This window comes from Bradyrhizobium sp. UNPF46 (assembly GCF_006658625.1).
Classification (GTDB): Bacteria; Pseudomonadota; Alphaproteobacteria; order Rhizobiales; family Xanthobacteraceae; genus Bradyrhizobium; species Bradyrhizobium nitroreducens.
Genome location: NZ_LFJB01000104.1, coordinates 1 through 14,253 on the forward strand (window position 1 = coordinate 1; position 14,253 = coordinate 14,253).

The following is a 14,253-nucleotide window of genomic DNA, read 5'->3' on the forward strand; positions in this document are numbered from 1 at the left end:
AATCAGAACCGAAGCTCTAGATTCTTGTTTTGACGCGTTTTCTTCACGCGAACCGGTGTCCACTTCGCTCGAAAACGCTCTAGCAGCCGCTCTCCTTCAAGCGCCACGACAGCAGCACTTGGACCGGGTTTGCGCGAGCCGCAAAACGGCTGGAAGGTGGCTTTCTATCTGCAAAGATAGTTCTCGGCCCGATTTGGAAAGTATCTTTTCATCGAAACTTGCCTTGCCACTCGCCTCAGAAAATAGCTGATCTAGATCAATGAGATAAAACCGGAAAGATGGATACTCGATCCTGGCACGTACCTTGCTAACCTCTATTCCGAGCAGAATCATAAGCTTGTCAGGGGGAGGTCTGATGGAATTCCAGGAGGGAAGGCAGGATCTGGCGCGGCGCGGCCTGCCCGAGATCGATGCCGCGACGGTCGATGGATTGCTCGGCGCGGCCGACGGGGCCGGCGCGGTCGCGGTGCTGCTGTCGGCGGGTGACCCCAAGCGTTTCCCAGAGGCCATCGACGTTGCGGTGGTGCTGCCGGAGCTGATCGACGCGTTCCAGGGACGGCTGCGCGGTGCGGTGATCGCGCGCGCGGCCGAGAGCGAGCTCGGCCAGCGATTTGGCGTGCGCGTGCAGCCGACGCTGATCCTCGTCGCCAAAGGCGAGACGCTCGGGCTGATCGCCAAGATCCAGGACTGGTCGGTCTACATCGATCGCATCACCAGGCTGATCGAGCGCCCGCGCGGACACAGCGCGGCCGTTGCGGCCACCATCGTTCCCCAGCATCGCGGACAGGGTGTCGAGCTATGAAAGCCGGTTTCTGGACTGCGCCGGAAGGCGCCGAGCAGCCGATCAGCGTGTTTCCGATCGGCGAGGAGAGTCTCAATGCCGCGAGCGGCAGCCTGACGGCGGCCGGGGCCCTGGCCAAGCTCGCCACGCTCGACAGCGCCGAACTGGCCAGGAGCTGCCCCAATGCAGTGGAGCTGCTGTCGAAGGTGGCGGATGTGATCGCCGGGCAGAAGGCTGATGCGCCGACGCAGCTATTCCGGCTCGGCAATCTCAACGATCTCGAGCGCCGGCTCATCGCCGACGTGCTCGGTGAGGGCGAGGTGGCCGGCGTCGTCGCGCTGCCGGACGGCTCGCTTGCGCAGATTCAGGAGTCGGTGCTTGCCGGCCTCTGGCGGATCCGGATCGAGACCGACGGCCATCACGAATATCTCGAGGTCGGCGCGATCCCCGAGATCGTGAAGCGCGCGGCCGCCGATCTGACCTCCGCCGATTTCGAGATCGGCCAGCCGCCGGAAGGCGCCATGAACGTGTTGCCGGTGCTCGCCGAGATCCGCGAGCGGGCGCAGGCCTTTCGGCCCGGCATGCGCTCGCAGATCATCAATTTCACGCTGCTGCCGATGAGCCCCATCGACATGAGCTTCCTGCAGGAGACGATCGGCAACGGGCCGATCCAGCTCGTCTCGCGCGGCTACGGCACCTGCCGGGTGCTGTCTACCGGCATCCGCAATGTCTGGTCGGTGCAGTTCTTCAACGCCATGGACACCATCATCCTCGACACGCTCGAGGTCGGCGGCGTGCCGACTGTGGCGCTGGCTGCGGACGAGGATTTCGAGGATTCTGCCGAGCGGCTCACGGAAATCATCGAGGCGTATTTCAGATGAGCGCCTTCGAGAATTTCGGAGTGCGCCAGGACGTCGCCGACGTCACGCGGCTGGAGTGTGGCATCTGCTGGACCGTCTACGATCCGGCCGATGGCGACGAGGTCGCGCAGATCGCGCCGGGGACGCCGTTCGCGGCATTACCGGAGGAGTGGCACTGCCCGAATTGCGACGCGCCGAAATCCAAATTCATGGCGGTCGAATCGTGACCGCAAGCGCGCCGGCCATGGTCGATGACGCCGACGCCGCGGCGTGGGGCGAACTGCTGGCCGACGCCTACCGGGAGATCGGCGCGCGCGCGATGCAGGATCTGCCGATCTACAACGATGCGCTCGGCGTCGAAGCGGTCGGCTTTCATCGCTTCAACGGCACGACCGTCGGCATCATGGTCACGCCGTGGTTCATGAACGTGATGATGCCGGCGAGCGCGGGAGCGCAGGCGGGCGCGACACAGCGCATGCATTTTCCAACGGGCGAGATCGAATTCGTCGTGAGCAAGGTCGTTCCGATCGGCAATATCGCGAGTTGTTCGCTGTTCTCGCCGATGTCCGAGTTCGCAGACATGGAAGCCGCGCGGGCGACGGCTGAAGCCGCGCTGGCCGAGCTGATGCTGGCAGCCGACAGCGAGGAGGCGGTTCGCCGTCGCGAGCCTCCGACACCTCAGATCGATCGGCGCAACTTCCTGCGGGGCGCCCTGACGGAGCGGCGCGGATGAGCCTCTCGTTCCGAAACGAAATTGACATTACGGTGTGGCTCGCCGGCGCCACGATCGCCGACGTTGCCATCAAGCCGCGCAGCCGGCCGCCGCTGACGCGCCTGTTTGCCGGCAAGCCGGCGGCATCGCTGCTCCCGGTACTGCCGCGGCTGTTTTCGCTGTGCTCGGTCGCCCATCAGGTTGCGTACCTGTCGGCGATGGAAGCCGCGCAAGGGCGCGAGCCGGCGCCCGCGAGGCTGCGGAGCCGTATCACTGCGGTGATCGGCGAACGACTGACGGAATTGCTGCGTGGTCTGTTCGTTGGACGGGCTGCGCTCGACGGCACCAGCGCCGCTGCGGTACGTGCCGTAATGCAGGCGAGCGCGCTCCTCGGCGGCGTGGACGAAGCCGCCCCCGAGGCTTTGCATTGCGAAGCGATCGCGCAGATCAGGACCGCGCTCGGTGCGCTGGGTATATCGAGCGAAGCTGCGGCCTTTGAGCCGGGAAGTGCACTGGCCGCATCCGTTGCGGGATGCAGCGGTAAGCTCGTGGCACAGCCGGTCGTCGAGCCATCGTTCCTGACCTTGGCGGACGATATCGAGATCGTCGCGCGTCTGCTGGCGGACGGCGCAGCTTATTCCGATGCGCCCGATCTCTGTGGCCGGATTCCGGAAACCGGCGTCTGGGCGCGCAGCGCGCGCCGGAAGGAGATGTCCTCGTCATCGGGCGACCCCGCTGCGCGTCTGAAGGCACGTATTGCCGAGATCGGGCGGCTCTGCGCCTGGCTCGATCACGGCGCCACCGATCTCGAGGAGGGCGTGGTCGCGAGCTATCGGCTTGGCGCGGGCAAGGGCGCGGCTGCGGTCGAATGCGCGCGCGGCCGGCTCTATCACGCCGTCGCGCTGGACGGCGAGGGCCGGATCGTCAATTTCGAATTCCTGGCGCCGACCGAATGGAATTTCCATGCGCATGGGCCGCTGGTCCGGAACCTCAAGGGCGCGACTCTCGCTGCCGGCCGGCAGGGGCAGGATGCGGTTCGCGCACTGGTCGGCTCGTTCGATCCCTGCGTCGGCTTCAGCCTCGGCTTTCGCGAGGCCGGCCATGCATGAGATGGCGCTGTGCGAAGGCATCATCGGAATCGTGGAGGAGGAAGCGCGCGAGCGCGCTTTCGCCAAGGTGAAAGTCGTCTGCCTCGAGATCGGCGTGCTCAGCCACGTCGCGCCGGAAGCGCTGAAATTCTGCTTTGAGGCCATCGCGGCACGAAGCATCGCGCGAGGCGCACGGCTTGAGATCGTCGAGACGCCCGGGACGGCCTGGTGCATGGCTTGTTCGAAGAGCGTCGAGATCAATCAGCGTTACGAGCCGTGCCCGTCCTGCGGGAGCTATCAATTGCAGGTGACGGGCGGTGAAGAGATGCGTGTGAGGGAACTGGAGGTCGACTGATGTGTACGGTCTGCGGCTGCAGCGACGGCAAGGCATCCATCGAACACACGCATGATCATCATCACGATCATGGCCATGGTCACCATCATCACCACGGTCACGGCCACCACCATGACCATCAGCACGGCGACGCATGCGATCACATCCCAGATGACGCAGGTCTGCTCGACCGCAGCGCCAACCGGGCGGGTCAGACCATCGCCGGCATGAGCAGCGACCGCATCATCCAGGTCGAGCGCGACATCCTCGGCAAGAACGACAGGCTCGCAGCCGACAACCGTGCCCGCTTTGCCGCCGATGGGGTGCTCGCCTTCAATCTGGTGTCCAGCCCCGGCGCCGGCAAGACCTCGCTGCTGGTCCGCGCCGTGTCGGAGTTGAAGTCCAGTTGCTCGATCGGCGTGATCGAAGGCGACCAGCAGACTTCTAACGATGCCGAGCGGATTCGCGCGACCGGCGTGTCGGCGATCCAGGTCAACACCGGCAAGGGCTGCCACCTCGATGCCGCCATGGTCGGCGAGGCCTATGACCGGCTGCCGTGGCTGAACGGCGGTCTTCTCTTCATCGAGAATGTGGGCAATCTGGTCTGCCCGGCGGCGTTCGATCTCGGCGAAGCCTGCAAGATCGTGGTGTTCTCGACCACCGAGGGCGAGGACAAGCCGCTGAAATACCCCGACATGTTCGCAGCCTCGTCCCTAATGCTGATCAACAAGATCGATCTTGCGCCCGTGCTCGATTTCGATCTGGCGAAGACGGTCGAATATGCGCGGCGGGTTAACCCGAAGATCGAGGTGCTGACGGTGTCGGCGCGCACCGGCGAGGGCTTTGCGGCGTTCTACGCCTGGATCCGCAAGCGGATGGCGGCGACGGCGTCCAACGCGATGACGGCAGCGGAGTGATGATGGGCGGCGAAGCCACGGCACAGGATGGACGGCGACTGCGCCTGCATGTGCGCGGCGCCGTGCAGGGCGTTGGTTTTCGCCCCTATGTCTATGGCCTTGCCACCCGCTATCGCCTCGGCGGCTTCGTCGCCAACGATCCCCACGGCGTCGTGATCGAGGTGGAGGGCGATCGCGCCTCCGACTTCGTCTTGGCGCTGCCGCTGGAAAAGCCACCGCTCGCCAGGATCGACGAGATCTCGGTGCAGCCGGTCGGCGCGGTGGCGAGCGAAGAGTTCTGCATCCGCACCAGCGAACAGGGGCGGGTGTCGACACGCATCGTCGCCGATGCCGCGACCTGCCCGGAATGCCTAGGCGAACTGTTCGACCCGGCCAGCCGTTTCTACCGGTACCCCTTCGTCAACTGCACCCATTGCGGCCCGCGCTACACGATCGCCGAGCGGCTGCCCTATGATCGCCAGACCACGGCGATGAAGCGCTTTGGCATGTGCGGGGCCTGCGCCGGCGACTACGCCGATCCCAGGAGCCGCCGTTTCCATGCCGAGGCGATCGCCTGCCCGCAATGCGGCCCAAAGCTCAGCCACGGGTGCGCGGACATCGCTGCGGCGATTGCCGCTGGCGGGATCGTCGCGATCAAGGGGCTCGGCGGCTATCAGCTGCTCTGCGATGCCCGCGACGAGGCGGTCATACTGCGGCTGCGGCAGCGCAAGCAGCGCGACCAGAAGCCGTTTGCGGTTATGGTTGCGTCGCGGGACACGGTTGCCGACATCGCTGACGCCGCCGCCGCCGAGCTGGCGTTGCTCGAAACGTCGCCGCGGCCGATCGTACTGATGACGTCGCGCCATCGTCTCGCGCCCGCGATCGCACCTGAATTGTCGCGCCTCGGCGTCATGCTGCCGGTCGTCCCGCTGCATTACCTGATCTTCGAAGCGCTGGAATCGGCGCATCCGCGGACCGATGGGCGCTGGGTGATTGTCGCCACCAGCGCCAATCCCGGCGGGGAGCCGCTTTTGACCGACAATCGCCAGGCAGAACGAATGCTGGCCGGCATCGCCGACCTCGTCGTCACCCATGATCGCAACATCGTCACCCGTGCCGACGACTCCGTGGCCGCAGTCATTGCCGGCCGGACGCAAATGATCCGCCGTGCCCGCGGCTACGTGCCCGAGCCGGTTCGCCTCGCGCGGTCGGTGCCGCCGATCCTCGCCGTCGGCGGCGCGCTGAAATCGACGGTGACGGTCACGCGCGGCAACGAGGCCTTCGTTTCGCAGCATATCGGTGACCTCGACACCGCGGGAGGCATCCGCTTCTTCGAGGAGACCATCGAGCACCTGCTCTTGACGCTGGATGTCGAGCCGGTCGTCGTGGCTCATGACCTACATCCGAACATGGCCTCCACCCGTTTTGCCGAGGCGAGCGGAAAGAGGTTGATCGCGGTCCAGCACCATCACGCCCATGCGGCCTCCGTGATGGCGGAACATGGCGTCGCGGGACCGGCACTGGCGCTGGTGCTCGACGGCTTCGGCCATGGCAGCGATGGCGGCAATTGGGGCGGCGAGCTGTTGCTCTGCGCGGGCGCGCGCTTCCGGCGGCTCGGACATCTGTCGCCCTTGAAGATGCCGGGCGGCGATCGCGCCGCGCGCCAGCCCTGGCGCATGGCCGCAGGCGTGCTGCATGTCCTGCAACGTGGCGAGACGATTGCGACGCGCTTTGCGGCAGAGCCGCAGGCTGCGCATCTGGCCGCCATGCTCGCGCAAGGCGGCGTGGCGGTGACGACCAGCGCCGGCCGGCTGTTCGACGCAGCGGCGGGACTGCTCGGCCTTTGCCGGGTCCAGAGCTACGAGGGCGAAGCCGCGATGAAGCTGGAAGCGCGCGTTCGCACGCCGCAGATCGCGGAGGACGGCTGGACCATCGAGAACGGGATGCTGTCTCTCGTCCCGTTGCTCGCGCACCTTGCTATCGAGGGCCTCGATCCGGTCCACGGCACCGAGCTGTTTCATGGCACCTTTGCGGCGGCCTGCGTCGACTGGATCGGTCGAGCGGCGCGCGAAACCGGCATCACGACCGTCACCCTGAGCGGCGGCTGCTTCCTCAATGCGATTCTCACGGACGAGATCCAGCGCGGCTGCATCGCCTCGGGCCTTTCTCCATTGCGGCCGCGGCAGCTGCCGCCCAATGACGGTGGTCTCAGCCTCGGTCAGGCGTGGATCGCGGCGCTGCAACTCCTCGAACAGCAAGGCCTGGAAGGAACCGCCTGATGTGTCTCGCGATACCTGCTGAGGTCACGAAGCTCCTCCCTGACGAGATGGCGATTGTCTCGATCGACGGCGTCAGCAAGGAAATATCAGTCGCCTTGATCGAAGACCTTGCCGTCGGCGACTACGTGATCATCCATGTCGGCTACGCCCTGACCAAGATCGATCCGGAGGAGGCCAGGCGGACGCTCGAACTGTTGCGAGAGCTCAGCGCCGCGGGAGAAGGAGCCGCGTCATGAAATATGCCGACGAGTTTCGCGACAAGGAAATTGCGCTCGGGCTCGCGAAGGCGATCCGCAACGAGGCTAATCCGAACAAGCCTTATCGCTTCATGGAATTCTGCGGCGGCCATACGCACGCGATCTCGCGCTATGGTCTCGAGGACATGCTGCCGAAGAACGTGCGGATGATCCACGGCCCCGGCTGTCCGGTCTGTGTGCTGCCGGCCGGGCGCATCGACATGGCGATCCGGCTTGCGGAGCGGCCGGACATTATCCTCTGCGTCTATGGCGATCTGATGCGCGTGCCCGGCTCGCACGGCGCATCGCTCCTGAAGGTGAAGGCGCGCGGTGCCGACATCCGCATGGTCTATTCAACGACCGACGCGATCCGGATCGCCGCGGACAATCCCGGGCGCGAGGTCGTGTTCTTCGCCATCGGCTTCGAGACGACGACGCCGCCCACAGCGGTCATGATCCGGCTCGCCGAGAAAAAGCAGATCGAGAACTTCAGCGTGTTCTGCAACCACGTGCTGACGCCGCCGGCGATGCAGAACATCCTGGAGAGCCCCGACATCCGCAATATCGGCCGGGTCGAGATCGACGGTTTTGTCGGGCCAGCGCATGTCTCGACCATCATCGGCACCGCTCCTTACGAGTTCTTTGCCGAGGAGTTCGGCAAGCCGGTTGTGATCTCCGGCTTCGAGCCGCTCGATATGATGCAAGCCATTCTCATGCTGGTGCGGCAGGTCAACGAGCACAGGCATGAGGTCGAGAACCAATACAGCCGCGCGGTGAACCGCGACGGCAATCTTCGCGCCAAGGAAGAAGTTTCCGACATCTTCGAGCTACGCGACCAGTTCGAATGGCGCGGTCTTGGACAGGTTCCCTATAGCGGACTGAAGCTGAAGCGCGCCTACGCCAAATACGACGCTGAGGTCCGCTTCGACATGGACGAGCTGCATGCCGACGACAATCCCGCGTGCGAATGCGGCGCCATCCTGCGCGGCGTGAAGAAGCCGGTCGACTGCAAGCTGTTCGGCACCGTCTGTACACCGGAGACGCCGATGGGATCCTGCATGGTCTCCTCAGAAGGGGCCTGCGCCGCGCACTGGACCTACGGCCGCTTCCGGGATCACCAGCAGAGGCGGGCGTCATGAAGGCCTACCAGCGCAAGCTCGACATCAGGAACGGCTGCGTCGACCTGTCCCACGGCTCGGGTGGCCGTGCCATGGCGCAATTGATCTCGGGCCTGTTCCACGAGGCTTTCGGCAACGAATGGCTGGCGCGCGGCAACGACCAGTCGGCTTTCGACGTCGGCGCCGGGCGCATGGTGATGACGACCGACGGATATGTGGTCTCGCCGCTGTTCTTTCCCGGCGGCAATATCGGCTCGCTCGCGGTGCACGGCACCGTCAACGACATCGCCATGGCCGGTGCACGGCCGCTCTATCTCTCGGCGAGCTTCATCATCGAGGAAGGCTTTCGGTTCGCCGACCTCAAGACGATCGCGGAGTCGATGGGGGAAGCCGCGCGCATGGCCGGCGTCCACATCATCACTGGCGACACCAAGGTGGTCGAGCGCGGCAAGGCCGATGGCCTGTTCATCTCGACCGCCGGCGTCGGGGTCGTGCCCGACGGGCTCGATCTCTCGGCCGAAAATGCGCGTGTTGGCGATCGGGTTCTGATATCGGGTACGCTCGGCGATCACGGCGTGGCTATCATGTCGAGGCGGCAGAACCTTGCCTTCGAGACCGAGATCGTCTCGGACTCCGCGTCATTGAACGGTCTCGTCGCGAACATGGTCGAAGCCGGTGGTCGCAGCATCCGCCTCATGCGCGATCCGACCCGCGGCGGACTCGCGGCTACGCTGAACGAGATCGCCCAGCAGTCCGGCCTCGGCTTCCATCTCATCGAGCAGGCGATCCCCGTGAAGCCGGGGGTGGCGGCGGCGTGCGAACTGCTTGGACTTGATCCGCTCCACGTCGCCAACGAGGGCAAGCTGGTCGCGATCGTCGCGTCGGAGGCTGCTGGTGCGGTGCTGGCCGCGATGCGGGCGCACCCGCTTGGCCGGGAGGCTGCCGACATCGGCGAGGCCGTTGCCGACGATCATCATTTCGTGCAGATGGCAACGAGCTTTGGCGGCGGCCGAATTGTCGACTGGTTGTCGGGCGAGCAACTACCCCGTATCTGCTGAGGCCCACGATGCGCATTCTGCTCCTGTCGCATTCCTTCAACAGCCTGACGCAGCGGCTCCACGTCGAGCTTAGGGAGCGAGGTCACCACGTCTCGGTCGAGCTCGACATCCATGCCGATGTCACGCGCGAGAGCGTGGCGCTCTATCGGCCGGATCTGGTGATCGCGCCGTTCCTGAAGCGAGCGATTCCAGACGATATCTGGCGCAGCGTGTGCTGCCTGATCGTTCATCCCGGACCCCCCGGTGACCGTGGTCCGGCTGCGCTCGACTGGGCCATTCTCGAAGATGCAAGCGAATGGGGCGTCACGGTGCTGCAGGCGGATGGTGAGTTCGATGCCGGTCCGGTCTGGGCGTTTCGTACCTTTCCGATGCGGTCCGCCGCGAAGTCCAGCATCTACCGCGACGAGGTGACATCGAGCGCCGTCGAGGCGGTTCTCGAAGCCGTCGCGGCGATCGGAGCCGGAAGAGCTGCTCCGCAGCCGTTACGCGCGGACGACCCGCGCATTCGCACGCGTGGACCGTGCCGTCAGGCGGACCGAGCGATCGACTGGCAAGTCGACACCACTGCGACCATCCTGCGCAAGATCCGCAGCGCCGATGGCATGCCGGGTCTCGTCGACAGCCTGTTCTTCCAGGACGTCAGGCTGTTCGACGCGCATGAAGCGCACGAGATCTCCGGCGTGCCCGGAACCGTCGTCGCGCAATGCGACGGCGCGCTTGCGCGAGCCACGATCGATGGTGCGGTCTGGATCGGCCACGTCAGGCGGCTAGCGCCAAGGAGCCTGAAACGGCCCGCGGCAAAGATCTTCGCGGAGGAGGCGGCGCAGCTGCCGCACAGGCCCGGTTGCGGCTATGCCCCGATACGTTATCGCGAGTATGGCCAGGTGGGCGAGCTCGCATTCTCGTTCTACAACGGCGCCATGAGCACCGGCGACTGCGAAGCCCTGCTCGGCGCCTATAGCGCCGCGCTGGCGCGTCCGACCAGGGTGCTGCTGCTGACGGGCGGCCAGGACTATTGGTCCAACGGCATCCATCTTGCCGAGATCGAGGCGGCCGAAAGCGCCGCGGACGAGTCTTGGCGCAACATCAATGCGATCGACGATCTCGCCCGCGCGATCATCGAGACCACCGATCGCCTGGTCGTCTCGGTCATGCGCGGCAACGCTGGTGCGGGCGGAGTGTTCCTCAGTCTCGCCGCCGACGAGGTCTGGGCAAGCGACCAGATCGTCCTCAATCCGCACTACAAGGACATGGGCAATCTCTACGGCTCGGAATACTGGACTTATCTGTTGCCGCGCCGTGCGGGCGCAGCGAACGCAACCCGGATCACGCAATGCCGGCTCCCGATGGGGGTGGCGGAAGCGCGGCGCCTCGGCATCGTCGATCGCGTGTTATCAGGCGAGGAACTTGCCGACATAAGCCTCGTACGGCGCGGCGCCGCCATGGCGTCGGATGCCGGGCTTGCCATGCGCCTAGCCGCCAAGCAGCAGCGTCGCGCAGCCGATGAAGCCGAGAAGCCCCTGCAATCCTATCGCGACGCGGAACTGCGGCAGATGAAGCTGAATTTCTACGGCTTCGATCCGAGCTACCACGTCGCGCGCTACAACTTCATTCACAAGGTCCCGAAATCGCGCACGCCGTTGACCATCGCAAGTCACCGGTCAGCCCGCGCGCCTGGGCGGCCCATTGGCATGGCGGTGCCATCGTGAGCATTCAGGGAACCATTCTCGTCGTCGACGACGAGGTCCGCTCGCAGGAAGCGCTCCGGCGCGTGCTCAGGGAGGATTTCGAGGTGCTCTGCGTCGGCAACGCGACCGATGCGGAGAAGCTGCTGGAGGGCGAGATCGTCCACGCGATCCTCTGCGACCAGCGGATGCCGCATGAATCCGGCGTGAGCTTTTTGAAGCGCGTCCGCGAGCTCTGGCCAGATCCGGTACGGATGATCATTTCCGGCTATTCGGACTCCGAGGACATCATCGCGGGACTGAACGAGGCCGGCATCTATCAATACATCACCAAACCCTGGCAGCCGGAGCAGCTGATCGAGATCGTCAAGGAGGCGGTTCAGCTCTATCGGCTGCAGAAGGAGACGGAAACCGCCGGCGTCGACGTCAAGGCGACGTCGGGTCACATCAAGAAGGTCGTCTCGGTCAAGCGCGGGGTGGCCAAGCAGCTCCACGATTTCGATCGTATCGTGCATTCGCCGGAAAGTCCGATGCACAACGTGATCGAACTCGGCAGGCGCGCCGCCGACTACGATATCTCGGTTCTGATCACCGGCGAGTCCGGCACTGGCAAGGAGCTTTTGGCGCGCGCCATCCACTACGGCTCGGCGCGCGCCAACAAGGCGTTCGTGGTGGAGAACTGCGGCGCACTGCCGGACGAGCTTTTGGAGAGCGAACTGTTCGGCTGCAAGAAGGGCGCCTTCACCGGCGCCTATCAGGATCGCATCGGCCTGTTCGAGGTCGCCGACGGCGGGACTATTTTCCTCGACGAGATCGGCGAGACGTCGCCGGCGTTCCAGGTCAAGCTCCTGCGCGTGCTGCAGGAGAGCGAGATCCGCCCCCTCGGTGCACAGCGCGTGCGCAAGGTCGACGTGCGCGTGGTGGCGGCCACCAATCGCGACCTGGAGGCCGAGGTCGAAGCCGGCCGCTTTCGGCGCGATCTGTACTATCGCCTCGCTGCATTCCCGGTGCACATGCCGGCGCTGCGTGAGCGTCCGATGGATATTTCACTGATCGCCGAGGGTGTGCTGTCGGCGGTCAAGATCTCGTTCAACCGGCCGAGCCTGCGCTTCGCGCGTTCGGCACTGGATGAATTCGCAAAATATCACTGGCCGGGCAACGTGCGCGAGCTCCAGAATGAGATCCAACGCATGGCGGTCCTTGCCGACCAGGACGAGCTGCGCGCCCCGCCGCTCTTGGGGCGCCGCAGCGGGAGGCGATCCGCGCCGATCCCGGCCCACGGCAAGTCGAACGGATCGGCGTCCTTGAAAGATAAAGTGGAGGATCTCGAGAAGTCGGTTATCATGAATTGCCTGGAGAGGTACGACGGAAATATCAGCCGAGTCGCCAGCGAGCTGGGTCTGTCACGGGTGGGACTCAGGAACAAGCTGTCTAGGTATGATCTGAGAAAAAATGCCAAAGGCGACGCATTCTCCTGAAGCGATCGAACCGGATTCGCTTCTCACGCTGGTCACCAGCGGCGGCGCGATCGAGTTCGACCGCGAGCGCGAAGGCGCCTGGATCGAAGTCATCCGCAAGATGGACGAGGTCTATTCCGACCTGTTGCGCTATGAGGTCGACCTCGAGCACAAGAATGCGGAGCTGGAGGAAGCGCAGGCCTTTGTCACCAACGTCATCGAGTCCGTCTCGGACATCCTCGTTGTCTGTGATGCCAAGGGTCTGGTGCAGCAGGTCAATTCCGCATTCCAGCATGCGCTTGGCCGCAGCGTCGAGGACGTGGTGGGTAAGAACATCGCCGACGTCATCGATGCTGCCGACGCTGCCAAGATCGTGCCGCTCCTGAAGCCGCGCGGCGCGTCCGACGTCGTCGATGGCGAATTGAGATTCTCGACGGATGGCGGCAGCACCGATCTGTTCGCGATCAACAGCTCCCCGCGTCACGATCATCGCGGCCGTTTCATCGGGGTGGTTCTGACTGGCCGACCGATCGGCGAGCTGCGCCGTGCCTATGAGGCGCTGCACAAGGCGCATCATGAATTGCAGCGCGCGCAGCGGCAACTTGTCGAGCAGGAGAAGATGGCGAGCCTCGGCCGACTCGTCGCCGGTGTCGCGCACGAGCTGAACAATCCGATCAGCTTCGTCTACGGCAACATCCACACCCTGATACGCTACCGCGCTGCCATCGTCGCCTATCTTGACGCGATTCACGGCAAGAGCCGGGCGAGCGACCTCGCGGCGCTGAAGAAGAGCCTGCGGATCGACGATGTTCTCGAGGATTTCGGTCCGTTGATCGAGGGCACCATGGAGGGTGCGGTGCGCATAAGCGAGATCGTCAAGAACCTCCGCCGGCTGTCCTTCAGCAAGCTCGGTGAGGTCGAGCGCGTCAATATCGAGCGGTTGATCAACACCGCCGTGCTGTGGGCCGTCCGCACCAAGCAGGTACGCATCGACCTGCAGATGGAGCTCGAACCGGAGCTCTGGATCTCCGGTAACGAGGGCCAACTACATCAGGTCATTGTCAATCTCGTGGAAAATGCGATCGACGCGATGCGAGGCACCGAATTGCCCCGGTTGGTCGTCTCGGCTGCACGCGAGGGCAACGAGATCTCGTTGCGGATTTCGGACAACGGTCCGGGAATCGACAAGGATCACATCAGCCATATCTTCGAACCGTTCTTTACCACCAAGCGGGTCGGCGAAGGCACGGGGCTCGGCCTGTGGATCAGCTATGGCATCGTGCGCGAGCACGGCGGCGAGCTCCTTGCAGCGAACGCCCCGGAAGGCGGCGCGACTTTTTCGTTTGTGCTGCCGGCGGCATAGTCTGCTGACGGCATTCTTGCACGAAGCCACCTCCGATGAATCTGACCGGTGGCGGCCCATGAGATCCTTGAATGGATGCAACCGCAGCGTCGCCAATTTGAGCTGGCGGTTCACGGTGTATTGACTGTCGGATCATTGTTCCAAGAACGACCCCATTCCGCTTCTCTTTGCAGCTCGCGAGTGCAGCCATGCGCTTCTTGACCAGCGACTATTCTGGTTGATCAGTCGCCCAACCTTTGGCGTAGTTTTCACCGGGAATCCCGGAGGACGCCCGGCGATCTCAAAGCCCAGAATCAGTAAGTCTTAGATGGTCTGTCCGCCGGATACTTCGATGCGTTGAGCCGTCATCCACCGGTTGTCAGGACCGAGCAGGCTCGCGATCATCG

At 64.6% G+C, this 14,253-nt stretch carries 14 protein-coding genes and 1 pseudogene; 14 read left to right on the plus strand and 1 reads right to left on the minus strand.

Annotated features, from left to right (window positions below):
• The first annotated feature begins 355 nt into the window (after positions 1–355).
• Genes UNPF46_RS34005 through UNPF46_RS34070 form a run of 14 tightly spaced genes read left to right on the plus strand, consistent with a single transcriptional unit; the run spans position 356 to position 13,867 of the window.
• Entirely contained in the window at positions 356–802 is a 447-nt protein-coding gene (locus tag UNPF46_RS34005; RefSeq protein WP_142252988.1) for a thioredoxin domain-containing protein, read from the plus strand.
• Positions 799–1,662: a hydrogenase expression/formation protein gene (locus UNPF46_RS34010; protein ID WP_142252989.1), complete on the plus strand. Its 864-nt coding sequence runs from the start codon at positions 799–801 to the stop codon at positions 1,660–1,662. The genes UNPF46_RS34005 and UNPF46_RS34010 overlap by 4 nt, the downstream gene beginning before the upstream one ends.
• A complete protein-coding gene (locus tag UNPF46_RS34015) occupies positions 1,659–1,868 on the plus strand; it encodes a rubredoxin (RefSeq protein ID WP_142252990.1) in 210 nt (69 codons plus the stop codon). Before UNPF46_RS34010 ends, UNPF46_RS34015 begins: the two co-directional genes overlap by 4 nt.
• Complete coding sequence (hybE, locus tag UNPF46_RS34020; protein WP_142252991.1) at positions 1,865–2,374, plus strand: [NiFe]-hydrogenase assembly chaperone HybE; 510 nt, start codon at positions 1,865–1,867, stop codon at positions 2,372–2,374. Before UNPF46_RS34015 ends, hybE begins: the two co-directional genes overlap by 4 nt.
• Positions 2,371–3,462 carry a nickel-dependent hydrogenase large subunit gene (locus tag UNPF46_RS34025; RefSeq protein ID WP_142252992.1) on the plus strand — a complete coding sequence of 364 codons (1,092 nt, stop codon included), beginning with the start codon at positions 2,371–2,373 and terminating at the stop codon, positions 3,460–3,462. Before hybE ends, UNPF46_RS34025 begins: the two co-directional genes overlap by 4 nt.
• Complete coding sequence (gene hypA / locus UNPF46_RS34030) at positions 3,455–3,796, plus strand: hydrogenase maturation nickel metallochaperone HypA (RefSeq protein ID WP_142252993.1); 342 nt, start codon at positions 3,455–3,457, stop codon at positions 3,794–3,796. Before UNPF46_RS34025 ends, hypA begins: the two co-directional genes overlap by 8 nt.
• Positions 3,796–4,692, plus strand: coding sequence for a hydrogenase nickel incorporation protein HypB (gene hypB / locus UNPF46_RS34035; protein ID WP_142252994.1), 897 nt, complete (start codon positions 3,796–3,798; stop codon positions 4,690–4,692). Before hypA ends, hypB begins: the two co-directional genes overlap by 1 nt.
• Positions 4,693–4,694: 2 nt before the next feature.
• The gene (hypF, locus tag UNPF46_RS34040; protein WP_181770243.1) at positions 4,695–6,950 is read left to right on the plus strand and encodes a carbamoyltransferase HypF; all 2,256 of its coding nucleotides are present in this window, start codon (positions 4,695–4,697) and stop codon (positions 6,948–6,950) included.
• Positions 6,950–7,186: a HypC/HybG/HupF family hydrogenase formation chaperone gene (locus tag UNPF46_RS34045; protein ID WP_100176593.1), complete on the plus strand. Its 237-nt coding sequence runs from the start codon at positions 6,950–6,952 to the stop codon at positions 7,184–7,186. The genes hypF and UNPF46_RS34045 overlap by 1 nt, the downstream gene beginning before the upstream one ends.
• The gene (hypD, locus tag UNPF46_RS34050; protein ID WP_100176592.1) at positions 7,183–8,325 is read left to right on the plus strand and encodes a hydrogenase formation protein HypD; all 1,143 of its coding nucleotides are present in this window, start codon (positions 7,183–7,185) and stop codon (positions 8,323–8,325) included. Before UNPF46_RS34045 ends, hypD begins: the two co-directional genes overlap by 4 nt.
• Positions 8,322–9,362: a hydrogenase expression/formation protein HypE gene (gene hypE, locus UNPF46_RS34055; protein ID WP_142252996.1), complete on the plus strand. Its 1,041-nt coding sequence runs from the start codon at positions 8,322–8,324 to the stop codon at positions 9,360–9,362. The genes hypD and hypE overlap by 4 nt, the downstream gene beginning before the upstream one ends.
• An 8-nt stretch (positions 9,363–9,370) precedes the next feature.
• The gene (locus tag UNPF46_RS34060) at positions 9,371–11,071 is read left to right on the plus strand and encodes a hydrogenase maturation protein (protein ID WP_142252997.1); all 1,701 of its coding nucleotides are present in this window, start codon (positions 9,371–9,373) and stop codon (positions 11,069–11,071) included.
• On the plus strand, positions 11,068–12,525 hold the full coding sequence (locus tag UNPF46_RS34065) for a sigma-54-dependent transcriptional regulator (RefSeq protein WP_142252998.1): 1,458 nt from the start codon (positions 11,068–11,070) through the stop codon (positions 12,523–12,525). Before UNPF46_RS34060 ends, UNPF46_RS34065 begins: the two co-directional genes overlap by 4 nt.
• Positions 12,500–13,867 (plus strand): PAS domain-containing sensor histidine kinase, encoded by a 1,368-nt coding sequence (locus UNPF46_RS34070; RefSeq protein ID WP_142252999.1) that lies wholly within the window; start codon positions 12,500–12,502, stop codon positions 13,865–13,867. Before UNPF46_RS34065 ends, UNPF46_RS34070 begins: the two co-directional genes overlap by 26 nt.
• Positions 13,868–14,170: 303 nt before the next feature.
• On the opposite strand, the pseudogene UNPF46_RS38455 reads toward UNPF46_RS34070, so the two are convergent.
• Positions 14,171–14,253, minus strand: a pseudogene (locus tag UNPF46_RS38455) (3-oxoacyl-ACP reductase); the annotation flags it as partial.